Below are 26,314 nucleotides of genomic sequence, written 5' to 3'. Positions count from 1 at the left end.
CGGCCACCATGCCCCGACTCACTGAGGAGAATCCATTGTCGAAGATCAAGGTTGCAGGTACTGTCGTCGAGCTGGACGGGGACGAGATGACCCGCATCATCTGGCAGGCCATCAAGGACTCCCTGATTCACCCGTACCTCGACATCGACCTCGAGTACTACGACCTCTCGATCCAGAAGCGTGACGAGACCGACGACCAGATCACGGTCGACGCGGCCCACGCGATCCAGAAGCACGGCGTCGGCGTGAAGTGCGCCACCATCACCCCCGACGAGGCCCGCGTCGAGGAATTCGGCCTGAAGAAGATGTGGCCCTCGCCGAACGGCACCATCCGCAACATCCTGGGCGGCACCATCTTCCGTGAGCCGATCATCATCTCAAACATCCCGCGCCTGGTGCCCGGCTGGAACAAGCCCATCATCATCGGCCGCCACGCGTTCGGCGACCAGTACCGGGCCACGAACTTCCGGTTCGAGGGCGAAGGCACCCTGACCATGACGTTCACCCCGAAGGACGGCGGCGAGCCGCAGCAGTTCGAGGTCTTCCAGTCGCCCGGCAGCGGTGTGGCGATGGGCATGTACAACCTGGACAAGTCGATCATCGACTTCGCCCGTGCGTCGCTGAACTACGGCCTCGAGCGCAACTACCCGGTCTACCTGTCGACGAAGAACACCATCCTGAAGGCCTACGACGGCCGGTTCAAGGACATCTTCCAGGAGATCTTCGACGCCGAGTTCAAGGAGCGCTTCGAGGCCGCAGGCCTCACCTACGAGCACCGCCTGATCGACGACATGGTCGCCGCGGCGATGAAGTGGGAGGGCGGCTACGTCTGGGCCTGCAAGAACTACGACGGCGACGTGCAGTCCGACACCGTGGCGCAGGGCTTCGGGTCGCTGGGCCTCATGACCAGCGTGCTCTCCACCCCCGACGGCAGCGTCGTCGAGGCGGAGGCCGCGCACGGCACCGTGACCCGGCACTACCGCCAGCACCAGCAGGGCAAGCCCACCTCGACCAACCCGATCGCGTCGATCTACGCCTGGACCCGGGGCCTGACGCACCGCGCCAAGCTGGATGAGAACCCGGCGCTGGCCGAGTTCGCGCACACCCTCGAAGACGTCGTCGTGAAGACCGTCGAGAGCGGCAAGATGACCAAGGACCTCGCCGGTCTCGTCGGACCGGAGCAGGCGTTCCTCACCACCGAGGAATTCCTGGCCGCGATCTCCGACAACCTGCAGACCCGCCTGGCCTGACCCGCCCGCCCGCCCGCCCCTGATGAAGGCCCCGCCGATCCGGCGGGGCCTTCGCTGTACCCAACGGCACCCGGTGCGGACTAATGCACCCGGTGCGCCGGGCACAATTGTCCGCACCGGGCACAGTCGGCCCGGATCGAGTGCGCCCGGGCGCGGGCCACTGCTGGTGCGCGCGGGCAGGCGAGGCGAGAATGGTGCCATGTCCACGCTCACGGGAGCTTTCCGTCGGTATCCGGTTGTGGCGGCAACCATCCTGATCGGCCTGCTCGGACTGCTGCTCTGGGCCGCCGGGCTCCCCGTCGCCGTGCAGTGGCTGTTCTCCGGCCTCGGCCTGGTCGTGGTCGGCAGCCAGAGCGCCGGCATGATCCGGCGGATGCGCCACGGCGCGTTCGGCGTCGACCTGCTGGCGATCCTGGCCCTCATCGCCACCATCCTGGTCGGCGAGTACGTGGCCACCCTGCTGATCGTGCTGATGCTCTCCGGCGGGGCGGCGCTGGAAGACTTTGCGGCGGGGCGGGCGCAGCGGGAGCTGAGGACCCTGCTCGACCGGGTGCCGCAGGTCGCGCACCTGCTGCGCGACGGGTCCGCCGACGTGGAGGACGTGCCGGCCACCCTGGTGCGGGTCGGCGATCTGCTTCTGGTGCGGCCGGCCGAGATCGTGCCCGTGGACGCCGAGCTGGTCTCGGCCGTGGCCGCGTTCGACGAGTCCTCGCTCACCGGCGAGAGCCTGCCGGTGGAGCGCCGCGCCGGCGACCCGGTGCTCAGCGGATCGATCAACGGCCAGGCCGCTGCCACCGTGCGGGCCACCGCCCTGGCTGCGGACAGCCAATACCAGCAGATCGTGGCGCTCGTGGCCGAAGCCGCCGCCAGCAAGGCCCCCGTCGTGCGTCTCGCCGACCGGTACGCCGTGCCGTTCACCGCGGTGGCCCTGCTGCTCGCCGGCCTGGCCTGGTACGTCGCCGACGACCCGGTGCGCTTCGCCGAGGTCCTCGTCGTCGCCACGCCCTGCCCGTTGCTGCTCGCCGCCCCGATCGCGTTCATGGGCGGCATGAGCCGGGCGGCCCGAACCGGCATCATCGTCAAGGGCGGGGGAGTGCTCGAGAAGCTCGACCGCGCCCGGACCGTGGTGTTCGACAAAACCGGCACCCTCACCCACGGCACGCCGGCCATCGCCCGGGTGAGCCCGGAGCCACCGTTCGCCGAGGAGGAGCTGCTGACCCTGGCGGCGTCGACCGAGCAGTATTCGTCGCACGTGCTGGCCGCATCCGTTCTCGCAGCCGCGGACCGGCGCGACCTGACTCTGCTCCGCACCGAGTCAGCCGCGGAGGTGCCCGCCCACGGGGTGACCGCCAGGTTCGGCGACCGCGAGGTGGTCGTGGGCAAGCTGGCGTTCGTGGCCGAGCACGCCCCGGATGCCTACCCGGCGGACCTGGCCGGGGGAGAACTCGCGATCTACCTGGCCGTGGACGGCCGGTTCGCGGGCTTCCTCGTCGCTGCCGACCAGCTGCGCGACAACGCCCGCGCCACCGTGCTGGCCCTGGCCAAGCTCGGTGTGCAGGAGTCCATGATGCTCACCGGGGATGCGCGGCCGGCCGCCAACCACATCGCCAGACTGGTGGGCATCACCCGGGTGCGCGCCGACTGCCTGCCCGCCGACAAGGTCGACGCCGTGCGGGCCATCCGGGAGCGGCCGGTGATCATGGTCGGCGACGGCGTCAACGACGCACCGGTGCTCGCCGTGGCCGACGTCGGCATCGCCATGGGCGCCAAGGGGGCGACGGCGGCAAGCGAATCAGCGGATGCCGTGATCCTGCTCGACGACCTGTCCCGCGCCGCCCGAGCGGTCGCCATCGGCCGGGACACCGTGCGCATCGCCCTGCAGAGCATCTGGCTGGGCATCGCGCTGAGCATCGGCCTGATGATCGTCGCCGCGTTCGGCCTGATCCCGGCCACGACGGGCGCGCTGCTGCAGGAGGCCGTCGACCTGGCCACCATCCTGAACGCCCTGCGCGCGATCGGCGGTCGCCGGGACGCGCGCGCGCGCGGCGTTGCCGCCCGGATCCCGCCCGCCACCCGGACGGTGCCCGCGCGGATCTGACGGTCGGGCCGGTCGCTCGCGCATCCCGCACCGACCGTCGTCGCACGGCCGAGCCGCGGAGGATCCGCGGCGCCAGGTCGCCGCCGGGACGGCGCCGACCGTTTACGCTGAGAGGATGCCACGCATGCGTTCACCGTTTGGTCGCGGACCGGGCCGGCCGGCGAACGCACCCCGGCTGGGCCGCGACGTCTACGTGCTCGGCGTGATCGCCTTTTTCGTGATGGTGGGCTTCGGCGTGGTCGTGCCGGTGCTGCCGGTCTACGTGAAGAGCTTCGGTGTGGGCAACCTGGAGATCGGCGCGGTGGTGTCGGCGTTCGCGCTGATGCGCTTCCTCGCCAGCCCGGTCTGCGGCAAGCTCATCGACTGGGCCGGGGAACGCACCATCCTGGCCGTGGGCATCGGCATCGTCGCCGTGTCCAGCGGGCTGCTCGGCATCGCCGGCAGCTACCCGCACCTGCTGCTGCTGCGCGGCGTGGGCGGCATCGGTTCGGCGATGTTCTCGGTTGCGGCGATGACCCTGCTGCTGCGCACCACCGCGCCGGGCATCCGCGGCCGGGCGGTGGGCTTCTACCAGGGCGGATTCCTCATCGGCGGCATGGCGGGACCGGCGCTCGGCGGACTGCTGGCCACCATCTCGCTGACCGCGCCGTTCTTCTTCTACGCGGGCACCCTGGCCGTCGCCGGGGTGATCGGCCTGGTGCTGCTGCGCCCGGCCACCCGAGCCGGGGCCGGCGGCGCTGGCGCCTCCACGCCGCTGCTGCCGCTGCGCACGGTACTGCGCGACCCCCGATTCCGCGCGGCCTGCCTGGCGAACTTCGCGCAGGGCTGGTCGTCGTTCGGAGTGCGGGGCGCCCTCGTGCCGGTGCTCGTCGTCGAGGTGCTCAAGGGCCCGAGCGCCTGGACCGGCATCGCGTTCGCGGTCGCCGCCGTGGCGCAGGCGCTTGCCCTGGCGCCCGCGGCCCGGTTCGTCGACACCGTCGGCCGTAAACCGGCGATCTTCGGCGCATTCGCGGTGGCGGCGGTCACGATCACGGTCATCCCGTTCGCGCCGAACATCTGGCTGCTCACCGCGCTGCTCTGCGTCTACGGTGTCGCCGCGGCGTTCATGGGCACCGCGCCCGCCGCATCCGTCGGTGACGCCGCCGGCACCGCGGGCGGCCGGCCGGTGGCGATCTTCTCGATGTTCTCCGACTTCGGCGCCATCGTCGGCCCGCTCGTCGCCGGGGTGCTGGCCGACTCGGTGTCGTACCCGGCCGCGTTCCTGCTCGGCGGCCTGCTGTTCGCCGCCACCTCGCTCTACGCCCTGCGGATGCCCGGCGGCCTGCCCGCCCAGAGCGCCCCGGAGCCCCCGAATCCCGACCCGCCCCGACCATCGGTGCAGTCCGCCTGACGTGTCGGGTATGCCCATCCGGTTCTACGGTGGGGGCATGGACTACCTCGAGGTGCCGGTGCCGGCGGACCTGGCGCCCGACGTGCAGCGGCTGTGGTACCTCGAACAGGCTGCGGAACAGCGCTACGAGCGCATCTTCCCGCAGCCCGCACTGCACCTGATCCTCAACCTGTCCGACCCGTACCGGCTGTTCGACCTGCAGACCGGGGCGGTGCGCGTGCTGCGAACCGGGTTCCTCTCCGGCCTGCAACCGCGGTTCCTGATGACCCAGAGCCCGCCGGCCATCCGCCACGTCGCCGCCGAACTGGCCCCGTTCGCGGCCGCCCGGTTCCTCGAACTGCCCGCCACCGCCCTCACCGGAACCGTGCGGGAGAGCCAGGGGCTGTTCGGCGACACCGACGCCCTGTGCCGGACGGCCCGGCGCGCCACGGACCCCGCCGCCGCCGTGGGGCTGCTGGGCGCGCACCTCCGGGCGCACCGGCTGCCCGGCGCCGCACCACCGGCGGTGGTGCGAGCCTGGGCGGCGATCCACCGGGACCCGGGTGCGCCCATCCCGGTGATCGCGGCGGCCGCCGGGCTCAGCCACCATCACCTCATCGAGAACTTCCGCACCTGGTGCGGGGTGACGCCCAAGGCCTACGCCGACATCGTCCGGTTCCGCCAGTTCATCCAGGCCCTGCCCCTGCAAGGGCCGATGCCCAGCTGGGCCGGCCTGGTGGCCACCTCCGGCTACTACGACCAGCCGCACTTCATCCGGGTCTTCCGCGCGTTCACGGGCCTCTCGCCCAGCCGGTACCTCGACATCGTCACCCGCTACGGGCCCGAGTACGCCGCCTTCGTGCCGTTGGAGGTGCTCGAGGGCGTGCCGGAATTTTCTACAAGACCCCCACTGCCCTGACTCGCTAGCGTGGCGGTGTCCCGGACTGGCCGGGACACCGCCTCCCGGGAGCCATCATGGACGTGTCATTCAACTGGCTGGCCATCGCGCTGGCCGCGATCTCGTCGTTCATCATCGGCCGGCTCTGGTATTCGGTGGTGTTCGCCCGCCCCTGGCAGCGCGCCGCCGGCGTCACCGACGAACAGCTGAAACACGGCACGGCGCGGGTCTTCGGCGGATCGCTGATCCTGGCGATCGTGATGGCGATCAGCCTCGCCGCGTTCATCGGCTCGAACGGCCTGGGCTTCGGCGTGTTCGCCGGGTTCGCGACCGGGGCCTCGTTCGTCGCCGCCGCATTGGGGGTGAACTACCTGTTCGAACGACGAAGCCCGGTGTTGTTCGCCATCAACGGCTCCTACAACGTGGTCTCGTTCACCGTGATGGGTGCCATCATCGGCGCGATGCAGTGAGGTTCAGGCGCCCAGTTCCTTGCGGCCGGAGAGAATCCCGCTGACGGTGGCGACCACGGCGAACACCCCGGCCACGATCGGCTGGCCCAGGTCCCACCAGGCCAGCGCGGCGGCGCCGAACACGAAGATCTCCACGATCGCCTTGCCGAACGGGTCGAGCTTGAACACGGCCTTCGGTGAGCGGAACAGGGCCCAGACCAGGATCGCGAAGGCCGGCGCGAGGATGCCCACCAGGATGCCGGGCCACGGCAGCGGCCAGGCCAGGAACCCCCAGAGCGCCAGGCTCACGAAGGCGAACAGTTCGAGCAGGAAGCGGAGGATGTCGTTGGCACCGACGGTGGGAGAGGCGGGGGTGGGGTTCACCTGCCAATCCTACCGACCGGGCTACTTGAAGATGATGGTGCGGGCCCCGTCGAGCAGCACCCGGTTCTCGGCGAACCACTTCACCGCCTGGGTGAGCGTGCGGCTCTCCTCGTCCTGACCGATCGCGACGAGCTCACCCGAGGTGCGGGAGTGGTCGACTCGCACCACGTTCTGCTCGATGATCGGGCCCTCGTCGAGGTCGCTCGTCACGAAGTGGGCGGTGGCGCCGATGAGCTTCACGCCGCGGGCGTGGGCCTGCTTGTACGGGTTGGCGCCCTTGAAACCGGGCAGGAACGAGTGGTGGATGTTGATCGCGCGGCCCTCGAGGTACGCGCACAGCTCGGGGGAGAGGATTTGCATGTACCGGGCGAGGACCACCAGTTCGATGTCGTTCTCTTCCACGGCTCCCACCACCCGAGCCTCGAACGCGGCCTTGCTGGCCGCATCCGTGATCGGCATCGACTCGAACGGCACGCCGTAGAAACCGGCCAGGTCACGCAGGGTGCCGTGGTTGCTGAGCACCAGGGGCACCTGCACCGCGAGCTGGCCGCCACGCTGGCGGAAGAGCAGGTCGTTCACGCAGTGGCCCGCGGTGGAGGCGAGCACGAGGGTGCGCAGCGGCCGGCCCACGACGTCGATGACGGAGGCCATGCCGTAGCGCTCGATGATCGGGTCGAGGGCGGCCTGCAGTTCCTCGCGATTGGCGGGGGATTCCACTTGCAGGCGGATGAAGAACCGGCCGGTGTCGGCGCTGGAGAACTGCTGGCTCTCGGTGATGTTGCCGCGGGCGTCGACGATGGCACCGCTGACGGCGTGCACGATACCGGGCTGGTCGGGGCAGACGAGGGTGACGACCAGGTGGTGATGGTGCGCGGGCATCGAAGGGCTGGGGTTCATCGCTCCAGATTACCCGGCTGGGCGGGTCCCGCCCCGCTGGCGCCGGGTCGGCAGCCGGCTCCGGACTCGCAGCGACGGCGTTACCGATTCCGGCCGCCCGGGAACAGCGGCGGAGCGAGCGCGTAAAGCGGCGCAATAATCCGGCAATGTTTTGGTTGTCTCCCCGAAACCGCAGGATGCTGAGATGGACACCAGATAGCCGGGCTCCCCAAGGACCCTGCACCACTGCGATGCGGAAAGGCAGACACACGATGACCGATGGACACCTGCGGGCGCTCGATACCCGGCCGACGACGATCACCGGAACGGTCATCCACGGCAACGCCTGGGGCCGGGTGATCGGGTTTCCCACCGCGAACATCGAGGTGCCGGGTTTGTCGGCGCATGCCGGTATCTGGGCGGCGATCGTGCACGGCGAGTCCCTGCCGTCCGACGGCGTGTTGGCGGCCGTGTCGGTGGGCACCCGGCCGACGTACTACGGCGACGCCGGCTTCCCGCTGCTCGAGGCTCACCTGTTGGACTACGCCGGTGACCTGTACGGCCAGGAACTTTCCGTCGAGCTGCGCCTGATCCTGCGCGCCGAGGTGGCCTTCGTCGATACCCCCGCCCTTGTCGACCAGCTCGCCGTGGACGTGCAGGACACCCGCGACTGGTACGCCGCCGGGGCGCGCGCCGCCGCCTGACGTTTCGCTGGCCGTGCACTGGAAACAACGCCCGCTCCGTGGCCAGGCCCCGGCCGGGAGCGCGGACCCGGCGCTACGCCGCTCCGAACGGCAGGGCCGCCGGGAGGCCGCCGTGGTCGCGGGCTTGCGGGAGCTGCGCGCCCGACGCGGCCAGGCGCCGACCCACCAGGCGCTCGCCGAGCACAGCGGTCTGCCGGTCGGCTGGCTGCGGTGGGCGTACCCGTCACTCGAGGACTTATCCGGCTAAACTGGTCTACGGTCGGCGGAACTTCGCGCGGCCCCGGGCGCGCACGTCGGCGCGCACCGCTTGAAGAACCCGCGCAGCCCGGGCCGGTCCAGCCGCCCGTGCTGCGGGCAAGCGGATCCTGTCTGTGAGCCACAGCACCCATGTCATTCACCGCGCCCATCTCGCTGCCCTCGTCCGGCCGTCCCCGGCCGGGCGAAACTGCACCGTCCGGCCCGTTCCCCTGGATCGGTCTGATCGCCCTCTCCGCCGCCGTGTTCCTCTCGGTCACCTCCGAGATGCTGCCGACCGGCCTGCTGCCCGAAATGAGCAGCTCCCTGGGCGTGAGTCAGTCCGACGTCGGCCTGCTCGTATCCTGGTTCGCGTTCACCGTCGTGATCACCAGCACGCCGTTGGCGCTGTTCACCAAGCGGATGCCCAGGCACGGCCTGATCGTGATGGTCCTCGTCGTCTTCGCGCTGAGCAACGTGTTGACCGCCATCGCGCCCGACTACACCTTCGTGGTGATCTCCCGGGTCCTCGGCGGGCTGGCGCACGGCCTGTTCTGGGGCGTCGTCGGCGCGTACTCCGCGCACCTGGTGCCCAAGGACCAGATCGCCCGCGCCGTATCCATCACCATCGCCGGCGGCACGCTGGCCTTCGTGTTCGGGGTGCCGTTGGGCACCTTCGCCGGCCACGTGCTGGGCTGGCGGATGTCGTTCATCGTGCTGGCCGGGCTGATGCTCGTCGGCGCCGTCGTGATCTGGCGCTTCCTGCCCAAGGTGGAGCACTACACCGCCCAACGCACCGAAACCGTGACCACTGCGACCGGCACCGTCACCACGGCCAGATTGCCGCGCGACCCCACGATCGGCCCGGTGGCGCTGGTCTGCGCGATCACCGCTCTCACCATGATCGGGCACTACACCTTCTACACCTACATCGCCCCGTTCCTCAGCGACACCCTCGCGGTCGGCAGCGACGTCGTTGCGCCGCTGCTCTTCGCCTACGGCATAGCCGGGGCCGCCGGCCTGTTCATCAGCGGCGCCGTGTTCAGCAAGCGGCCGCAGCTCGGCCTGGTGCTCGGCCTGGCCGTCACCGCGGTGAGCGTGAGCGTGCTCGCCGTCTCGACCCAGACCCTGCCGGTCGCGATCGCGGCCTTCCTGGTCTGGGGCCTGGCGTTCGGTTCGTTCCCGCCGCTGCTGCAGACCCGGCTGCTGCACACCGCGTCGGTGCGCATCCGCGACACCGCCAGCGCGGTGTACACCACGGCGTTCAACATCGGTATCGGCCTGGGCGCCTTCGTCGGCGCGTTCCTGCTCGACCGGGTGGGCCTGGGCACGGTGCCGTTCGTCTACGTGGGCATCATCCTGGTAGCGCTGGTCCTGGTGCTGGCCAGCGACCTCGTCATCCGCCGCCGCCGCGCCTGACCCGCTAGCGCTGGGCGGTGGGCAGGGGCGGCCGGGCGGCCGCGATGGCGAGAATGCGGCCGCGGCAGACGAACCAGCCCAGGATCAGCGCCGGGATGATTCCGGCGAGCGAGCTGATGGTGAGCGTGCCGACCGGCCAGTCGAAGGCCATCAGCACCAGCACCGCCGCGAGGAAGACCAGGGTGAGGTAGCCGGTGTACGGCGCTCCCGGCATCCGGAACGCCGGTCGGGTGAGGATGCCGGCCTTCGCCCAGGCCTGCAGGCGCAGCTGGCAGAGCACGATCATGCCCCAGGCGCTGATGATACCGATCGCGGCCATGTTCAGCACGATCTCGAACGCCTCGTCGGGCACGATCGCGTTCAGGCCGACACCGAGCAGGGTGACCACACCGGTGAGCAGGATGCCGCCGAACGGCACCCCGTTGCGGCTCACCTTCTCGGCGAAACGCGGTGCCGACCCGGCCAGCGACATCGAGCGCAGGATGCGTCCGGTGGAATACAGTCCGGCGTTCAGCGACGACAGCGCCGCGGTGAGCACGACGAGGTTCATGATCACGTCGACGCCCTCGACGCCGATGGAGCCGAAGAAGGTGACGAACGGGCTCACGCCGGCCTCATATGCCGTGTACGGCAACAAGAGGGAGAGCAGCAGGATCGAGCCGACGTAGAAGACCGCGATGCGCACGATGACGGTGTTGATCGCCTTGGGCATCACCTTCTCCGGGTGCTCCGTCTCGCCGGCGGCGGTGCCGATCAGCTCGATCGAGGCGTAGGCGAAAACCACGCCCTGCACCACCAGCACCGAGGCGATGATGCCGTTGGGCAGCCAGCCGCCGTTGTCGGCGATGAGGGAGAAGCCCACCTCCGCGCCCTCCACCGGGGTGCCGAAGATGACCATCCAGGTGCCGACCAGCAGGAAGGCCACGATGGCGACGACCTTGATCAGCGCGAACCAGAATTCCAGCTCACCGAAAACCTTGACCGAGAGCAGATTGAGGCTGAGCACCACGGCGAGGGCGATCAGCGCGAACAGCCACTGCGGCACGTTACCGAACGGCGCCCAGTACGTGCCGAAGAAGTTCATGTACAGCGCCACCGCGGTCACATCGACGATCGCGGTCATCACCCAGTTGAGCCAGTACAACCAGCCGGTGACGAAGGCCGTCTTCTCGCCGAAGAACTCCCGGGCGTAGGAGACGAACGAACCCGAAGTGGGCCGGTGCAGCACCAATTCGCCGAGCGCCCGCAGAATGAGGAAAGCAAAGAAACCGCAGATCGCGTAGACGAACACCAGGGCGGGTCCGGCGCTGGCCAGCCGCCCGCCTGCACCCAGGAACAGGCCGGTGCCGATGGCGCCACCGATCGCGATCATCTGCACGTGCCGAGACTTGAGGCCCTTATGCAGGCCCTCGTCCTCATGCACGCTCAGGGCGTCGTCGATGTGCTCGAGAGGGGTTTCGTCGTGCGGACCGCGTGGTGCCGGTGCGCCGGTGGGGAGGAAAGAACCCTCCGGCCGGTCCGGCCCGGTGGTGCTGCTTGTCACGTGAAGCATCCGTTCTGGGGGTTGCGGCAACCCTAGTCGACGGTCGTAGCACGGTCTGGGACCAAAGACCCCTCCTGTAGACTGAACCCGACACTCTGACCGTAGAGACGACACCCTTGTACAGGGAGCCGGGAGGCCGCATGGCGACAATCCTTCTGTCATTCCTGCTCCTTTCAGTGCTCACCCCCACGCTGACCCGTCTGATCGGGTTGCGCGTTTTCTATGTCGTGGCCGTGCTGCCCGCGATCGCCTTCGGGTACACCCTCACCCAGACCTCCGTGATCACCGACGGGGGAGCCGTCACCGAGAGCATCCCGTGGATCCCACAGCTGGGCATCAGCCTGTCGTTCCGGGTGGATGCGCTGGCCTGGCTGCTCGCCCTGGTGGTCACCGGCGTCGGCGCCCTGGTACTGATCTACTGCGCCCGCTACTTCGATGCCGATGAGCCCAGCCTTGGCCGGTTCGCGGCGCTGCTGCTGGCCTTCGCCGGCACCATGTACGGACTCGTCACCGCCGACGACTTCCTGGTGATGTTCATGTTCTGGGAGATCACCAGTGTGCTCTCCTACCTTCTGATCGGGCACTACACCACCCGGCGGGAGAGCCGCGGTGCGGCGCTGCAGGCCTTGCTGGTGACCACCTTCGGCGGCCTGGTGATGCTCGTGGGCGTCGTGATGATCTCGGTCGACGCCGGCACCACCTCGCTGGCTTACATCGTCGCCAACCCCTCAGATACCCCGGTCGCGATCTGGGCGGTGCTGCTGATCCTGGTCGGGGCACTGTCGAAGTCCGCGCTCATCCCGTTCCACTTCTGGCTGCCGGCCGCGATGGCCGCGCCAACCCCGGTGAGCGCGTACCTGCATGCCGCCGCGATGGTGAAGGCCGGTATCTACCTCACCGCCCGGTTCGCGCCCGGCTACGCCGACTCACCCGGATGGTTACCGGTGCTGGTGACCATCGGCGTCTGGACCATGCTCGTGGGCGCCTGGCGATCGCTGCGCCAGCACGACATCAAGCTGATGCTCGCCTACGGCACGGTCAGCCAGCTCGGCTTCCTGATGGTGGTCGTCGGCTTCGGCACCCGCGACGCGGCCCTGGCCGGTGTGGCGCTGCTGCTCGCCCACGCGCTCTACAAGGCCACCCTGTTCCTCGTGGTGGGCATCATCGACCATCGCGCCGGCACCCGCGATTGGCGCAAGCTCTCCGGCATCGGCCGCCGGGAACCGGTGCTCGCGCTCATCGCGCTGATCGCCGTCGCGTCGATGGCCGGCCTGCCGCCGCTCCTCGGCTTCGTCGCCAAGGAAGCCGTGTTCACGGCGTTCCTCGAGGCCGGCCTGGCCGGCGACGGCTGGGGCTGGATCGCCCTGGCCGGCACCGCGCTCGGGTCGGTGCTCACCGTCGCTTACAGCGCCAAGTTCTTCTGGGGCGCCTTCGGCACCCGCCCCGCGATCAGCGACACCGCGCTGCACTCCGCCCGCTGGGACTTCAACCTGGCCCCCGGCATCCTCACCGTCGCGACGGTGCTGCTCGGCCCGCTGGTCTTCCTGATCGACCCGGTCCTGGCCGCCTACGCCGACACCATGCCCGGTGAGGGGCACTACCACCTGGCGCTCTGGCACGGGCTCGAGCCGGCGCTGCTGCTCAGCACGATCGTGGTGCTGCTGGGCCTGGGCATTTTCAGCCAGCGGAAGCGCGTGGCCCGCTGGCAGGCCGCCGTGCCCGCCTGGGTGGACGCCGGCCACGGCTACGGCCATACCGTGCGGTTCGTCGACAGGGCCGCCGCGCGCAGCACCCACGTGGCCCAGAAGGGCGGCCTGCCGCAGTACCTCGCCACCATCCTCGTGGTGTTCGTGCTGGCGCTGGGCGCCGCCTCCTTCGTCAACCGCACCTGGCCGGACGCCATCGTGCTCTGGGACTATCCGGCCCAGGTGATCATCGGCCTGATCATGATCATCGCCACCGTCATGGCCGCCCGGGTCGGCCAGCGGATGACCGCGGTGTTGCTGGCCGGCGTCACCGGTTATGGCCTGGTGGCCCTGTTCGCCTTCCACGGCGCCCCCGACCTGGCACTCACCCAGGCCCTCGTCGAATCGATCACCCTCGTGGTCTTCGTCCTCGTGCTTCGCCGGCTGCCCAGCCGCATCGCCCAGCACAACCGGCCCATGCGCCGCCGCCGCCGGGCGATCATCGGCGCCCTCGTCGGCGTCGTGATGGGCACCATCGCGGTGATCTCCCTGGGCGCCCGGCAGGCGCAGAGCATCGCCGCCGAGCTGCCCCGGCTGGCCGTCGAAGAGGGCCACGGCAAGAACATCGTCAACGTCATGCTCGTCGACATCCGTGCCTGGGACACCATGGGCGAGATCTCGGTGCTCATCGTCGTGGCCACCGGCGTCGCCAGCCTGCTGTTCGTCTCCGGCCGCAGCGCCGAGATGCCCCGCCTGCGCGAATCCCGCAAGCGGCGTGCGCCGAAGAACCGTCGCCGGGTCGTCGCCGACCCGCACGCCAGCTCCGCCGGCCACGCTGTGAGCCGGCAGTCCTGGCTGCTCGGCGGGCGCACCCAGGCCGCCGAGAACCGGTCGATCATCATCGAGGTGCTGGTGCGGCTGTTGTTCCACCCGGCCATCGTCGTGTCGATCTACCTGCTCTTCGCCGGCCACAACCTGCCCGGCGGCGGTTTCGCCGGCGGCCTGCTCGCCGGCCTCGCCCTGGTTGCCAGGTACCTGGCCGGCGGCCGGTACGAACTAGGCGAAGCTGCCCCCATCGACCCGGGCAAGATCCTGGGCCTTGGGGTGGTCCTCGCCGTCGGCACCGCCGTCGCCTCCCTGTTCGTCACCGGCATCCCGCTGGAGTCGGCCTACTTCGAGGCGGACGTGCCCGTGCTCGGCCACCTCTCTTTCGGGACCTCCAGCATCTTCGACATCGGCGTGTATCTCGTCGTCATCGGCCTGACCCTCGACATCCTCCGCAGCCTCGGCAGCGAGATCGACCGGCAGAGCGAGCTCGACGAGCCCGGCGATGAGGACCCGGAGCACCCCACAGTGCCCGCCACCGGCGACGAGTCCAGCGACGCCGGCGACGCCATCGGCTTCGCCGCATCCTCGGACTGGGTCCCGGCGGAGGCGCCCGCACCGGGGGAGGGCCCCCAGACCGCACCGATTCCCGCGCCCGCCGATGCGGCCGACGCGCCCAGCCCGGCAGGAGGATCCCGATGAGCGCCTCCCTGACCCTGGTGGTGGTGATGGCCGTGATGTACGCCGCGGGCATCTACATCATGCTCGAGCGCAGTCTCACCCGGGTGCTGATCGGCTTCCTGCTCGTCGGCAACGCCACCAACCTGCTGATCTTCATCATGAGCGGCCGCCCCGGCAGCTCGCCGATCGTGACCGGCACCGCCCTGGACGACACCATGGTCGACCCGGTGCCGCAGGTGCTGATGCTGACGGCCATCGTGATCAACTTCGGTATCACCGCACTGCTGCTCGCGCTGATCTACCGGTCCTGGTGGCTGGCGCAGCTCGGCGACGAGGGCGACACCCTCACCGATGAACACGCCGCGGAAACCAGCGAAGACTCCGAGGTCACCTTCAGGTCGTCCACGGATGACGAGGCCGCCGTGCAGGCGTCGCTCGACGCCAGCGAGGACGGCAGCGACGACGACAGCTCCGGCCCCGACGCCACCGATCGCTCCGACGAGCGCACCCCCACGACCGGCGACCGGGAGGGCGGTAACTGATGAACATCCTGGTACCCCTCGTCGTCGCGATTCCGCTGCTCGGCGCCGCCCTCACCCTGGCGCTGGGCCGCCGGTCGCGCTACCAGGTGATGGTGAGCGTGCTCTCGCTCACCGCGATCGTCGTGATCAGCGCCATCCTTCTGGTCCTCGTCGACCAGAACGGCCCCGCGGTGGTGCACGTGGGCGACTGGCAGGCGCCATGGGGGATCGTGCTCGTCGTCGACCGGCTCTCGGCGATCATGCTCATCGTGTCCGCGCTGATGCTGCTCGGCGTGCTGCTCTTCGCCGTCGGGCAGGGCATCGTCGACAGCAACCGGGAAACTCCGGTGTCGATCTTCCACCCCACCTACCTGGTGCTGGCGGCCGGACTGTTCAACGCGTTCATCGCCGGTGACCTGTTCAACATGTACGTCGGGTTCGAGATGCTGCTTTCGGCCAGCTACGTGCTGCTCACCCTCGGCGGCACGGGCGCGCGCATCCGCGCCGGCGTCACCTACATCATCGTGAGCCTGGTTTCGTCGATCCTGTTCCTGTCTGCCATCGCGCTGATCTACGGGGCGACCGGCACCGTCACCCTGGCGCTGCTGGCCGAGCGGATCCCGGCGCTGCCCGGTGACGTGCAGCTGATCCTCGCGCTGATGCTGCTGATCGCGTTCAGCGTCAAGGCGGCGGTGTTCCCGCTGTCGTTCTGGCTGCCGGATTCCTATCCGACGGCGCCCGCCCCCGTCACCGCCGTGTTCGCCGGCCTGCTCACCAAGGTGGGTGTGTACGCGATCCTGCGCACCCAGACGCTGTTGTTCCCCGACAATCAGCTCCAGGTTCCGCTGATGATCGTGGCCCTGCTCACCATGGTCATCGGCATCCTCGGCGCCCTCGCGCAGGCCGACATCAAACGGCTGCTCTCCTTCACCCTGGTCAGCCACATCGGCTACATGATCTTCGGCATCGCGATCGGCACCCAGGCCGCGATCGCGGCCACCATCTACTACGTGGTGCACCACATCATGATCCAGACCACCCTGTTCCTGTGCGCCGGACTGATCGAACGCATCGGCGGCACCACATCGCTGGCCAGGCTCGGCGGGATGCTCAAGGCCACGCCGCTGGTCGCCGTCCTGTTCTTCATCGGGGCGCTCAACCTCGGAGGTATCCCCCCGTTCTCCGGATTCCTCGGCAAGGTCGCCCTGTTCGACGCCGGCGTGCAGGTCGGCGGCGGCCTGAACTATGTACTGCTGGCCGGTGGAGCGGCAACGTCGCTGCTCACCCTGTACGCCCTGGCCCGGGCCTGGAACATGGCCTTCTGGCGACCCCGTCGCGACGTGGAGAACTACGATTCCGCAATGCTCAACGCCCTGCAGGACGACCCGCACGACGAGGGCACCGTCACCACCAAGACCACGTCACCCCTGATGACCGCTGCCACCGCCACCATGCTGGTCCTCACAGTGAGCCTGACGATCTTCGCCGGCCCGGCGTTCGACCTGGCCGCCCGCGCCGCCGTGGACATCGAAGAACCGTCGACCTACATCGACGCCGTCTTCCCGGGCGGCACCCCGTGAGCCCGATGAAGGAACGCCTCGGCGGGGCCGTGAACCAGCTGCCCCTGTTCCTCGGCCTGGTGCTGCTGTGGGCGGCGCTGTGGGGCAGGTTCTCCTGGCTGAACCTGGTCACCGGGGCGGTCTTCGCCGCGATCGTGTCGGTCGTCTTCTACCTGCCGGCGGTGCAGCTGAGCGGCCGGGTCAATCTCTGGCGCAGCGCCTGGCTGTTCGGGAAGCTGCTCTGGGACATCGGCCGCGCCTCCGTGAACGTGGCGTGGTTGGCCGTCGGCCCCGGCTACACGCCGACCAACGCCATCATCGCGGTGCACCTGCGCACCCGCAGCGACCTCATCTTGACCTGGACCGCCGTGGCCACGTCCATCGTTCCCGGCTCCATCGTCGTCGACATCGAACGGGTCGACTCCACCCTCTTCCTGCACGTGATCAACATGCACGATACGTCTGAGACCGACAGGTTCCGCGCCTCCGTGCTCGCCACCGAACGGCGCATCGTGATGGCGTTCGGCTCGCACGAAGACGTCGAACGGGTCAGCCGGGTGCAGAACGAGGAAGAACGGCTCGGCATCACGCCGGGTGAACCGCCCGAATACACGAACGGAGCTCCGTCATGAGCGCCATGGACATCGTGGCCGTCGTCGCCGGAATCCTGTTCGGCGTCGGCGGCCTGGCCGCCATCTACCGCATCATCCGCGGACCGTCGGTGCTCGACCGGGTGATCGCCTCCGACGTGCTCGTGGCCACCATCATCTGCGCCCTCGGTGCCGAGATGGCGTTCAACCGGCACACCGACAACCTGCCGGTGCTGCTGGTGCTGGCCCTGTTCGCCGTGCTCGGCTCCCTCAGCGTCGCCAGGTTCCTGCCCGGGCGGGACCGGGCATGAGCGCGCTGTGGAGTGACGTGGTCACCGCCGTCCTGGTGCTGCTCGCCGCGCTGATGTGTCTGGCGGCGGGGCTCGGCCTGCTGCGGTTCCCCGACGTGCTCACCCGGCTGCACTCCGCCACCAAGCCGCAGATCCTCGGGCTGATGGCGGTCACGCTGGACATCGCCGTGACGAACTTCAGCGTCGGTACCCTCACCCTGGTGCTCGCCATCGTGCTCTTCCAGGCCCTCACCGCGCCGATGGCGGCGCACCTCGTGGCTCGCGCCGCCTATGTGACCGACCACCTGCGGCCCGATTTACTCGTCCTCGACGAGCTACGCGACGCACGCGGCTGATAGTATGGCCGGGTCGCAACTGGCGTAGCACGAAAGATGGGTCACCATCGGGGAGCGACTGACACGGTTAGTGGCCGCACGCCTGGGCCACGACACATCCATCGATATGTCCCAAGGAGTTTTCCCGTGTCCGATACTGTGCTGACTAATCCTGTAGCGTCCACCTTCAACGAACCGCTCGAGGTCGTCGACCCCGAGATCGCCGCGATCCTCGAGCAGGAACTCGGTCGCCAGCGCGACTACCTCGAGATGATCGCCAGCGAGAACTTCGTGCCCCGCGCCATCCTGCAGTCGCAGGGCTCGGTGCTCACCAACAAGTACGCCGAGGGCTACCCGGGCCGCCGCTACTACGGCGGCTGCGAGTACGTCGACGTCGCCGAGCAGCTCGCCATCGACCGGGCCAAGAGCCTGTTCGGCGCCGAGTACGCGAACGTGCAGCCGCACTCCGGCGCCACCGCGAACGCCGCAGTGCTCTCCGCCATCGCCACCCCAGGTGACACCATCCTGGGCCTCGAGCTGGCGCACGGCGGCCACCTCACGCACGGCATGAAACTCAACTTCTCCGGCAAGCTCTACAACCCGGTAGCCTACGGCGTCGACCCGGAGACCTTCCGCGTCGACATGGACGTCGTGCGCGACAAGGCGCTGGAGCACAAGCCGCAGGTCATCATCGCCGGCTGGTCGGCCTACCCCCGCCAGCTCGACTTCGCCGCGTTCCGCGCCATCGCCGACGAGGTCGGCGCCAAGCTCTGGGTGGACATGGCGCACTTCGCCGGCCTGGTCGCCGCCGGACTGCACCCGTCACCGGTGCCGTACGCCGACGTCGTCTCCAGCACCGTGCACAAGACCCTCGCCGGCCCGCGCTCGGGCTTCATCCTCTCCCGCGACACCGCGCTGGCGAAAAAGCTCAACTCCAACGTGTTCCCCGGCCAGCAGGGCGGCCCGCTGATGCACGTGATCGCCGCCAAGGCCACCGCGTTCAAGCTCGCGGCCCTGCCCGAGTTCAAGGAGCGCCAGGAGCGCACCCTTCGCGGCGCCCGCATCCTCGCCGACCGGCTCACCGCCGATGACTCGCGCGCCGCTGGCATCGACGTGCTCACCGGCGGCACCGACGTGCACCTGGTGCTCGCGGACCTCCGCAACTCCGAGATCAACGGCCAGCAGGCCGAGGACGCGCTGCACGAGGTGGGCATCACCGTCAACCGCAACTCGGTGCCGTTCGACCCGCGCCCGCCGATGGTCACCAGCGGCCTCCGCATCGGCACGCCCGCCCTGGCCACCCGTGGCTTCGGCGACGCCGAGTTCACCGTGGTCTCCGACGTCATCGCCGAGGCGCTCCAGCCCGGCGCCGACATCCAGGGCCTCCGTGCCCGAGTGAAGGGCCTCACCGACGCGTTCCCGCTGTACCCCGGCCTCTCCCAGTAGGCCCGGACGGTCCGTGACGGATGCGCCTGCTCCCGCAAGCGCATCCGTCACCGCCCACACCCGGCTCTGCCGCGCGCGTTGCGCCGCGGCTGCCGCATTGGCGCGGAGCCCCGAGCCGGGGCGGCGCGCACTATCACCGACAGATCGGATTTCGCATGACCGCACTCACCCTCGACGGCGTCGCCACCGCGACCCAGGTCAAGCTTGAACTCACCGAGCGCGTGCGCGCGCTGGCCGCCCAAGGCATCGTGCCGGGGCTCGGCACCCTCCTCGTCGGCGACGACCCGGGCTCCCGCTCCTACGTGGCCGGCAAGCACCGCGACTGCGCCGAGATGGGCATCGAGTCCATCCGCATCGACCTGCCCGGCTCTGCCACCAGCGCGGATGTCCGCGCCGCGATCACGGACCTCAACGCCGCCCGGGAGGTCACCGGTTACATCATCCAGCTGCCGCTGCCCGTGGGCCACAACGAGAACGCCATGCTCGAGCTGATGGACCCCGCCAAGGACGCTGACGGCCTGCACCCCACCAACCTCGGCCGCCTCGTGCTCGGCATCGAGGGCGAACTCGCCTCGCCGCTGCCCTGCACCCCGGCCGGGATCGTGGAGCTCCTGCGCCGCTACGACGTGCCCATCTCCGGCAAGAACGTGGTCGTCATCGGCCGCGGCCTCACCGTGGGCCGCCCGCTCGGCCTGCTGTTCACCCGCAAGGGCCTGGACGCCACCGTCACGCTGACGCACTCCCGCACCGTCGACCTGGCCGCCGAGGTGCGCCGCGCCGACATCGTCGTGGCGGCCGTGGGCGTGCCGCACCTAGTGCAGGCCGACTGGATCAAGCCCGGCGCTGCAGTGCTCGACGTGGGCATCACTCGGGTGGAGAACCCGGAGACGGGCAAGGGCCAGCTCACCGGCGACGTGCACCCCGACGTCGCATCCGTGGCCGGCTACCTCTCGCCGAACCCGCGCGGCGTGGGCCCGATGACCCGCGCGATGCTGCTCGCCAACGTGGTCAAGGCCTCCGAGCGGCTCCTCAAGCCCTAGAATCTCACCCGCGAAAGTTCCCGCGAGCTGCGATCTGAGCCCCGAAATCCCGCGGATCCTGGTGCTTATCTCTCAGGTCGCGAGCCGGTGCAGGGCTGCGTGGTCGAGGTAGTTCTCGGCATTGTGACGGATGCCGTCGACCTCCTCCGGGGTGAGTTCGCGGCGGACCTTGCCCGGCACGCCGGCCACGAGGGAGCGCGGTGGCACGATGGTGCCCTCGAGCACCACGGCGCCGGCGGCCACCAGCGAACCGGCGCCGATGACGGCGCCGTTCAGCACCGTGGCGGCCATGCCGATCAGGGCGCCGTCCTCGACCGTGCAGCCGTGCAGCACGGCGCCGTGGCCTACCGACACATCCCGGCCGACGATCAGCGGGAAGCCGCCGTCGACGTGGCAGGAGACGTTGTCCTGCAGGTTGGAGCCGGCGCCGATGCGGATGGGCTCCGCCTCGGCGCGCAGCACCGCGTTGTACCAGACGCTCGCGTCCTCGGCCAGGCTCACGTTGCCCACCAGCACGGCGCCGGCGGCGACGAATGCGCTCTCGGCCACGTGCGGCCCCGGGCGGTCGGGCAGGGTGAGGAGGCGGGCGGCGCTGTCGGCGGTCATGGCCCCACCCTAGCCATCCGCGGAGTGCGCGTTGCCCATCGAAATAGGAAATAGTGAGCCAAAAAGGACAGAATCCACCACGGCGTCCTTCTTTCCGGTCTTTATCCTTTTTTTGCGGCGGATGCGCGGGTCTAGGATTCTCGGATGGTGAACACCGCGCATCCGGCCGTTGACAGAGTGCGCCTGGCGCTGAACAAGCAGGGGGTCGACCCCGAGATCCGCTGGTTCGACGATGCCACCACCACCGCGGTCGCGGCCGCGGCGGCGCTCGGCATCGAGGTGGGCGCGATCGCGAACTCGCTGGTTTTCACCCTCGACGGCGAACCGCTGCTGGTACTCACCTCCGGGGCGCACCGGGTGGACACGGCCTGGCTGGGGGAGCGGCTCGGCGGCACCATCGGCCGGGCCTCCAAGGACCTCGTGAAGGAGGCTACCGGGCAGGTGATCGGCGGGGTTGCGCCCGTAGGGCATCCCTCGCCGATTCGCACCCTGGTCGACGAGGACCTCGCGGGCTATCCGGTGGTGTGGGCAGCCGCGGGCCACGCGCACACGGTGTTCCCCACCACGTTCGCCGAGCTGCTGCGCCTCACCGGTGGCACCCCGACCCCGGTGGTTCCGCCCGCCTAGTCTCCGAAGGTTGCCGGTGCCCGTGCAGTTGTTGACTAGTCGTGGGCGTCCCGCTCCTGATCGCTGGTGTTCGATGCCGGTTGTGCCGCCACCGTCGCGTGCTTGCGTGCGGTGAGTTCGGCGATCTGTCAGGCTCTCTATGCCCTCCCGTTCTCTCGGCGTCATCCTGGCCACCTCCCTGGCCCACGATTGCTCGCGCCGTTCGCGCTTGAGCTCGTGGCGGGCACGGAACAGCGTGCCTCGAGTGCACGGCAGGCCGCGCCAGTCGGATCGAATTCCTGCTCAGCGGCGAGGATGGTGCGTTCGTCATCCGTGAGGTATCGGTCGGCCTCGGCTTCGATAAAGGCGCGCAGGTCCCGTTCGACCTGCAGAGTGCGCCTGCGTTTGATGCCGGTGCTGAGGCCGGCGGCCTCGCCACAGACGGTCGAGATTACTTCGTCGATTTTCGGTCGTCGCTCGTCCATGCGCACAGTGTCTACCGCACCACCGACATCCAGGAGTTGCTCACGCTGGTTTGCAGACATCCCGCCTTCGTTGTCGAAACGAGGGCGGGATGTGTGCAATCCGGCGCGCGGCCTGGGGCGTCGATCGAGGGCTAGGACAGGCGAGCAGCCCCGGCCGCTGCGCGCACCACGAACATGTCGGGCGCGGTGTAGCCGGCGGCCGCGAAGGCCTCGGCCACGGCCTGCTGCACGGCGGGGATCAGCGCGTGCGGGGTCAGCGCGATGGCGGAGCCGCCGAAGCCGCCTCCGGTCATTCGGGCGCCGAGGGCGCCAGCGGCACGGGCCGTCTCCACGGCGAGGTCGAGTTCGGCCACCGAGATTTCGAAGTCGTCGCGCATTGAGGTGTGCGACGCATCCAGCAGCGAACCGATCGCGCTCGGGCCCTGCTCGCGCAGTACCGTCACGGTGTCGAGCACCCGCTGGTTCTCGGTAATGATGTGCCGCACCCGGCGGAAGGTCTCATCGTCGAGCACCTCGACGGCGCGGGGCAGGTCGTCGACCGTGAGGTCGCGGAGCGATCCGACGCCCATCAGGGCAGCGCCCTTCTCGCACGAGGCGCGGCGGTCGGCGTAGCCGCCGGTGGCGTGCGCGTGGGTCACCTTGGTGTCGATCACGAGCAGTTCGAGGCCGGCGTCGTCGAAGCCGAGCGGGATGACCTCGGACTCGAAGCTGCGGCAGTCCAGGAAGACGGCGGCATCGGTCTGGCCGAGCATCGACGCCGACTGGTCGAGGATTCCCGTGGGGGCGCCGACGACCCGGTTCTCGGCGAGCTGTCCCACCCGCACGAGCACCTGCTTGCCGAAGCCGAGGCTCCAGACCTCGTTCAGCGCCACGGCGGTGGCGCACTCGATCGCGGCCGAAGACGACAGCCCGGCGCCGATCGGCACATCGGAGTCGATGTAGGCGTCGAAACCAGTCACCGCGGTCAGGTCGGCGCCGTGCACGCCCAGCGCCCACGCCACGCCCAGCGGATACGCCGACCAGCCGGACACGGTCTCGGGAGAGAGGTCGTCGAGCGAGATCTCGACGAGCTCCTCGGTGAAGGAACTGGCGACGCGCAGTATCCGGTCGTCGCGCACGGCCAGGGCCACGACGGCCCTGCGGTTGATCGCGAACGGGAAGACAAAGCCGTCGTTGTAGTCGGTGTGTTCGCCGATCAGATTGACCCGGCCGGGGCCGGACCACAGGCCATCGGCCTCGCGCTCGTACCGTTCGCGGAAGCCGGTCAGGATGGTCTGGGTACTCTCGGTCACGAGGAAGCCTTTCCGGTGGTGCTCTCTGTTGCTGTTGCTGTTGCTGTTGCGTCGGCGGCGTCGGAACGCTCCACGGCGGCGCGGATGTTGGCGGCGGCCTGCTCGGGCGTGACGTCGCCGATCCAGGCGCCCATGGCGGCCTCGGAGCCGGCCAGGTACTTGAGCTTGTCCTCGGCCCGGCGCGGGCTGGTGAGCTGCAGCATCAGGCGGATCTCATCGCGGTGCGCATTCACCGGCGCTTGATGCCAGGCGGCGATGTACGGGGTCTCGGTGGCGTAGAGCGCGTCGATGCCGCGCAGCAGCCGCCGGTAGAGCACCGCGAGTTCGTCGCGCTCGGCCAGGGTGGTGCCGGCGAAGTCGGCGACGTGGCGGTGCGGCAGCATGTGCACCTCGATGGGCCAGCGGGCCGCGAACGGCACGAACGCGGTCCAGTGTTCACCGCGCAGGATGACCCGGTCGCCGGCCTGTTCGCTGGCCAGGATGTCGGCGAACAGGGTGGGGCCGTAGCTCTCGACCGAATCGATCAGCCGCTGGGTGCGGGGGGTGACGTAGGGGTACGAGTAGATCTGTCCGTGCGGATGGTGCAGGGTGACGCCGATGGCCTCGCCGCGGTTCTCGAACGGGAAGACCTGCTCGATGCCGGGCATCTGGGAGAGCGCGTGGGTGCGCTCGGCCCAGGCCTCGATCACGGTGCGGGCCCGGGTGACCGACAGGCTGCCGAAGGACCCTTCGGTGGCGGGGCTGAAGCAGACGACCTCGCAGCGGCCGACCGAGGTGCGGATGCGCCCCAGCCCGATCGTGCGCAGGTCGTCGAGGCCGGCGGGTGCGTCGGCATCCGTGAGCAACGGCCCGAACGAGGGCGACTTGTTCTCGAACACGGCCACGTCGTAGTTGCTGGGCACCTCGGACGGGTTCTCCGGGGTGGACGGTGCGAGCGGATCGAGGTGCGCCGGCGGCAGGAACACCCGGTTCTGACGGGCGGCGGCGATGGAGACCCACTCGCCGCTGAGCGGGTCCTGGCGCATGCGGGCGGTGGCCGGGCGCGGCGCGAGGTCGCGCAGATCGGGGGCGCGGTCAGGCGCCAGGGTCGTGTCGGGGTCATCGAAGTAGATGAGGTCCCGCCCGTCGGCCAGGAGGTGGGCCTGGCGCGTGATGCCGGGGTCGGCGACGAAGTTCGGGGTGCTGGGAGTCATGGTCCCTCAACGCTAGCCGATTTGCGTAACTGAAACCAGTTCTTGCGTATTGAAAAGCAAGACAAACTAAGCGAAGATGTAGCCATGGCTTCTGCGGAACATCCGACCGACCGGGACGTGCTGCCGGCGCACCAGCGCCGTGAACAGATCCAGCGACTCGTCCACGAGCGCGGTTTCGTGCGCGTGAGCGAGCTCAGTGACACGTTCGGGGTGTCCGGGGTTACCGCGCGGGCCGACCTGGACCAGTTGGAGAGCGCCGGCTCCCTCACCCGAATCCACGGCGGAGCGGTGCCGGCCGGACTCGCCCCGGTCGGCCGACCGGACCGCGAGTTCTCCTTCGAGGAGGCCCTGGTCTCCTCGGTCCTCCCCAAGCAGCAGATCGGTGAACTCGCCGCCTCGCTGGTCTCGAGCGGCCAGAGTGTGATCCTCGACGTGGGAACCACCACCCTCGCCGTCGCCCGGGCGCTCGTTGCGCGCACCGACCTCACCGATGTGGTGGTCATCACCAACGGCTTGAGCATCGCCCTCGCCCTTGAGCCGGCGATACCGCGCTTCACCGTCATCGTCACGGGCGGCTCGCTCCGCCCGCTGCAGCACTCGCTCGTGGACCCCCTCGCCCACACCGTGCTCAGCCAGGTGCACGCCGACCTGGCGTTCATCGGCTGCAACGGCGTCGATGTCGACGGCGGCGTCACCAACATCAACCTGCCGGAGGCCGGCGTGAAAACCCGCATGCTCGCCGCCGCGGCGCGGTCGGTCGTGGTGGCCGACGGTTTCAAACTGGGGCACGTGCACCTGGGCCGGATCGGCCCGCTGGCCGCCTTTGACACCCTGGTGACGGATGCGGCGGCCGACCCGGCCACCCTGGTCCCGCTGCGAGACGCGGGGCTCGCCGTGCTGCAGCCGCACTGATTCGCGCCGACCGACCCCGCCTCACGAACCATCCAACCCGAAAGGCCGCCATGCCGCTGCCCGCTGCCACCGGAACCCAGTACCTGCTCAGCATGGACACGCCGCAGGGACCGGCCACCGCGACCATCACCGAGGTCGCCGCGGGGCTGCGTGACTATGCGCTGAACGGCAAGACCTAGTGGAGGGCTTCGCCGCCGACCGGGTGCCGCCGCTGGGTGCCGGGACCGTCCTGGTGCCCTGGCCCAACCGCATCCGGGACGGCATCTGGACCCACGGTGGCGTGCGGCACCTGCTCGCGATCACCGAACCGGTGCTGATGAACGCGATCCACGGCCTGCTCGCGGTGACCGCGTACCGGCCGGCGGCGCAGAGCGCCGAGTCGGTAACCCTGCTGGCCACGGTGTACCCGCAGGTCGGCTACCCGTACCAGCTCGACACCACGGTCACTTACACCCTCACCGCCGACGGCCTGGCCGTCACCCACACCATCAGCAACGCCGGCGGCGACGACGCCCCGGTGGCGCTCGGCACGCACCCGTACCTCAAGATCGGTGACGTGCCCACCGAAGACCTGGTGCTCACTCTGGCCGCCACCAGCCACATCGACGTCGACCACCGGCTCAACCCGATCGGTGAGACCCCGGTGGCCGGCACCCGCTTCGACCTGCGCGCCGGCGCGCGGGTCGGCGACCTAGACCTGGACGACGGGTTCGGCGGCGTCATCAGCCAGGACGGCCGCGGCGAACACTCGCTGACCGCGCCGGACGGCCGCCGGGTCACCCTGTGGGGCGACGACAACATGGCTGATGTGCAGGTCTTCACCCCCCGCATCTTCCCGGTGCGCACCGGCGACACCACCCGGCTGGGCCAGGCCGTCGCGATCGAGCCGATGACGGCGCCGGCGGATGCCTTCAACTCCGGCCGGGGCCTTCGCTGGCTGGCACCCGGCGAGGAATGGGTGGTTCGCTGGGGAATCGCCCCGGCGGGTTTCGCCGACTGAGCGACCCGGCTTAGGGTGGCGGGA

The 26,314-nt window shown here is 69.7% G+C and carries 27 protein-coding genes and 1 riboswitch; of the genes, 20 read left to right on the top strand and 7 right to left on the bottom strand.

Going from position 1 to position 26,314, the window contains the following annotated elements:
- Positions 1–35 precede the first annotated feature (35 nt).
- The 5 genes from JWP54_RS15155 to JWP54_RS15135 all read left to right on the top strand — a co-directional run bounded on the left by JWP54_RS15155 (position 36) and on the right by JWP54_RS15135 (position 6,085).
- Complete coding sequence (locus JWP54_RS15155) at positions 36–1,250, top strand: NADP-dependent isocitrate dehydrogenase (protein ID WP_297373518.1); 1,215 nt, start codon at positions 36–38, stop codon at positions 1,248–1,250.
- 199 nt (positions 1,251–1,449) lie between these two features.
- Positions 1,450–3,348 carry a heavy metal translocating P-type ATPase gene (locus JWP54_RS15150; protein ID WP_297373496.1) on the top strand — a complete coding sequence of 633 codons (1,899 nt, stop codon included), beginning with the start codon at positions 1,450–1,452 and terminating at the stop codon, positions 3,346–3,348.
- Positions 3,349–3,472: 124 nt separating this feature from the next.
- Positions 3,473–4,738, top strand: coding sequence for an MFS transporter (locus tag JWP54_RS15145; protein ID WP_297373493.1), 1,266 nt, complete (start codon positions 3,473–3,475; stop codon positions 4,736–4,738).
- A 10-nt stretch (positions 4,739–4,748) separates the two neighbouring features.
- Positions 4,749–5,636, top strand: coding sequence for a helix-turn-helix domain-containing protein (locus JWP54_RS15140; RefSeq protein ID WP_297373490.1), 888 nt, complete (start codon positions 4,749–4,751; stop codon positions 5,634–5,636).
- Positions 5,637–5,692: 56 nt separating this feature from the next.
- The gene (locus JWP54_RS15135) at positions 5,693–6,085 is read left to right on the top strand and encodes a DUF1761 domain-containing protein (protein ID WP_297373487.1); all 393 of its coding nucleotides are present in this window, start codon (positions 5,693–5,695) and stop codon (positions 6,083–6,085) included.
- Between the two features lie 3 nt (positions 6,086–6,088).
- On the opposite strand, the gene JWP54_RS15130 is transcribed toward JWP54_RS15135, so the two are convergent.
- The gene (locus tag JWP54_RS15130; RefSeq protein WP_297373484.1) at positions 6,089–6,448 is read right to left on the bottom strand and encodes a YrdB family protein; all 360 of its coding nucleotides are present in this window, start codon (positions 6,446–6,448) and stop codon (positions 6,089–6,091) included.
- 21 nt (positions 6,449–6,469) lie between these two features.
- Entirely contained in the window at positions 6,470–7,327 is an 858-nt protein-coding gene (purU, locus tag JWP54_RS15125; protein WP_297373516.1) for a formyltetrahydrofolate deformylase, read from the bottom strand.
- A 269-nt stretch (positions 7,328–7,596) separates the two neighbouring features.
- On the opposite strand from purU, the gene JWP54_RS15120 reads away from it, so the two are divergent.
- From JWP54_RS15120 to JWP54_RS15110, 3 genes are all read left to right on the top strand, one after another.
- A complete protein-coding gene (locus JWP54_RS15120) occupies positions 7,597–8,028 on the top strand; it encodes a riboflavin kinase (protein ID WP_297373482.1) in 432 nt (143 codons plus the stop codon).
- 13 nt (positions 8,029–8,041) lie between these two features.
- Positions 8,042–8,275, top strand: a complete 234-nt coding sequence (locus JWP54_RS15115; protein WP_297373479.1) for a hypothetical protein — start codon at positions 8,042–8,044, stop codon at positions 8,273–8,275.
- 140 nt (positions 8,276–8,415) lie between these two features.
- A complete protein-coding gene (locus tag JWP54_RS15110; protein ID WP_297373476.1) occupies positions 8,416–9,681 on the top strand; it encodes an MFS transporter in 1,266 nt (421 codons plus the stop codon).
- 4 nt (positions 9,682–9,685) lie between these two features.
- On the opposite strand, the gene JWP54_RS15105 is transcribed toward JWP54_RS15110, so the two are convergent.
- Positions 9,686–11,122 carry an amino acid permease gene (locus tag JWP54_RS15105; RefSeq protein ID WP_297373513.1) on the bottom strand — a complete coding sequence of 479 codons (1,437 nt, stop codon included), beginning with the start codon at positions 11,120–11,122 and terminating at the stop codon, positions 9,686–9,688.
- 242 nt (positions 11,123–11,364) lie between these two features.
- Between JWP54_RS15105 and JWP54_RS15100 the strand changes: the two genes are divergently transcribed.
- The 8 genes from JWP54_RS15100 (at position 11,365) to JWP54_RS15065 (ending at position 20,196) form a co-directional block, all read left to right on the top strand.
- Complete coding sequence (locus JWP54_RS15100) at positions 11,365–14,436, top strand: Na+/H+ antiporter subunit A (RefSeq protein ID WP_297373472.1); 3,072 nt, start codon at positions 11,365–11,367, stop codon at positions 14,434–14,436.
- Positions 14,433–14,957: a sodium:proton antiporter gene (locus JWP54_RS15095; protein WP_297373469.1), complete on the top strand. Its 525-nt coding sequence runs from the start codon at positions 14,433–14,435 to the stop codon at positions 14,955–14,957. Before JWP54_RS15100 ends, JWP54_RS15095 begins: the two co-directional genes overlap by 4 nt.
- Positions 14,957–16,516, top strand: coding sequence for a Na+/H+ antiporter subunit D (locus JWP54_RS15090; RefSeq protein WP_297373467.1), 1,560 nt, complete (start codon positions 14,957–14,959; stop codon positions 16,514–16,516). The genes JWP54_RS15095 and JWP54_RS15090 overlap by 1 nt, the downstream gene beginning before the upstream one ends.
- Before the next feature lie 5 nt (positions 16,517–16,521).
- Complete coding sequence (locus JWP54_RS15085) at positions 16,522–17,127, top strand: Na+/H+ antiporter subunit E (RefSeq protein WP_297373510.1); 606 nt, start codon at positions 16,522–16,524, stop codon at positions 17,125–17,127.
- On the top strand, positions 17,124–17,396 hold the full coding sequence (locus JWP54_RS15080) for a monovalent cation/H+ antiporter complex subunit F (protein WP_297373465.1): 273 nt from the start codon (positions 17,124–17,126) through the stop codon (positions 17,394–17,396). Before JWP54_RS15085 ends, JWP54_RS15080 begins: the two co-directional genes overlap by 4 nt.
- Positions 17,393–17,731 (top strand): monovalent cation/H(+) antiporter subunit G, encoded by a 339-nt coding sequence (gene mnhG, locus JWP54_RS15075; RefSeq protein ID WP_297373463.1) that lies wholly within the window; start codon positions 17,393–17,395, stop codon positions 17,729–17,731. The genes JWP54_RS15080 and mnhG overlap by 4 nt, the downstream gene beginning before the upstream one ends.
- A 5-nt stretch (positions 17,732–17,736) precedes the next feature.
- Positions 17,737–17,826, top strand: a riboswitch (ZMP/ZTP riboswitch).
- A gap of 31 nt (positions 17,827–17,857) precedes the next feature.
- A complete protein-coding gene (gene glyA, locus JWP54_RS15070) occupies positions 17,858–19,156 on the top strand; it encodes a serine hydroxymethyltransferase (protein ID WP_297373461.1) in 1,299 nt (432 codons plus the stop codon).
- A gap of 155 nt (positions 19,157–19,311) precedes the next feature.
- Positions 19,312–20,196 (top strand): bifunctional methylenetetrahydrofolate dehydrogenase/methenyltetrahydrofolate cyclohydrolase, encoded by an 885-nt coding sequence (locus JWP54_RS15065; RefSeq protein ID WP_297373459.1) that lies wholly within the window; start codon positions 19,312–19,314, stop codon positions 20,194–20,196.
- A gap of 72 nt (positions 20,197–20,268) precedes the next feature.
- On the opposite strand, the gene JWP54_RS15060 is transcribed toward JWP54_RS15065, so the two are convergent.
- Positions 20,269–20,802, bottom strand: coding sequence for a gamma carbonic anhydrase family protein (locus tag JWP54_RS15060; protein ID WP_297373457.1), 534 nt, complete (start codon positions 20,800–20,802; stop codon positions 20,269–20,271).
- Positions 20,803–20,946: 144 nt separating this feature from the next.
- On the opposite strand from JWP54_RS15060, the gene JWP54_RS15055 reads away from it, so the two are divergent.
- Positions 20,947–21,429 (top strand): YbaK/EbsC family protein, encoded by a 483-nt coding sequence (locus JWP54_RS15055; RefSeq protein ID WP_297373455.1) that lies wholly within the window; start codon positions 20,947–20,949, stop codon positions 21,427–21,429.
- Positions 21,430–21,590: 161 nt separating this feature from the next.
- Here JWP54_RS15055 and JWP54_RS15050 read toward each other — a convergent pair whose 3' ends face one another.
- The 3 genes from JWP54_RS15050 to galT form a co-directional block, all read right to left on the bottom strand.
- A complete protein-coding gene (locus JWP54_RS15050) occupies positions 21,591–21,893 on the bottom strand; it encodes a hypothetical protein (RefSeq protein ID WP_297373453.1) in 303 nt (100 codons plus the stop codon).
- A gap of 131 nt (positions 21,894–22,024) precedes the next feature.
- Positions 22,025–23,185 (bottom strand): galactokinase, encoded by a 1,161-nt coding sequence (gene galK, locus JWP54_RS15045; RefSeq protein ID WP_297373451.1) that lies wholly within the window; start codon positions 23,183–23,185, stop codon positions 22,025–22,027.
- Positions 23,182–24,378, bottom strand: a complete 1,197-nt coding sequence (gene galT, locus JWP54_RS15040; RefSeq protein WP_297373449.1) for a galactose-1-phosphate uridylyltransferase — start codon at positions 24,376–24,378, stop codon at positions 23,182–23,184. The genes galK and galT overlap by 4 nt, the downstream gene beginning before the upstream one ends.
- Before the next feature lie 84 nt (positions 24,379–24,462).
- On the opposite strand from galT, the gene JWP54_RS15035 reads away from it, so the two are divergent.
- Genes JWP54_RS15035 through JWP54_RS15025 form a run of 3 tightly spaced genes read left to right on the top strand, consistent with a single transcriptional unit; the run spans position 24,463 to position 26,290 of the window.
- Positions 24,463–25,290 (top strand): DeoR/GlpR family DNA-binding transcription regulator, encoded by an 828-nt coding sequence (locus JWP54_RS15035; protein ID WP_297373446.1) that lies wholly within the window; start codon positions 24,463–24,465, stop codon positions 25,288–25,290.
- 50 nt (positions 25,291–25,340) lie between these two features.
- Positions 25,341–25,469, top strand: a complete 129-nt coding sequence (locus tag JWP54_RS15030; RefSeq protein ID WP_297373445.1) for a hypothetical protein — start codon at positions 25,341–25,343, stop codon at positions 25,467–25,469.
- Complete coding sequence (locus JWP54_RS15025) at positions 25,469–26,290, top strand: aldose 1-epimerase family protein (RefSeq protein ID WP_297373443.1); 822 nt, start codon at positions 25,469–25,471, stop codon at positions 26,288–26,290. The genes JWP54_RS15030 and JWP54_RS15025 overlap by 1 nt, the downstream gene beginning before the upstream one ends.
- Positions 26,291–26,314 lie beyond the last annotated feature (24 nt).

The organism is Cryobacterium sp. (assembly GCF_025463825.1).
GTDB lineage: Bacteria > Actinomycetota > Actinomycetes > Actinomycetales > Microbacteriaceae > Cryobacterium.
This window is presented reverse-complemented; position numbering and strand designations above follow the sequence as displayed.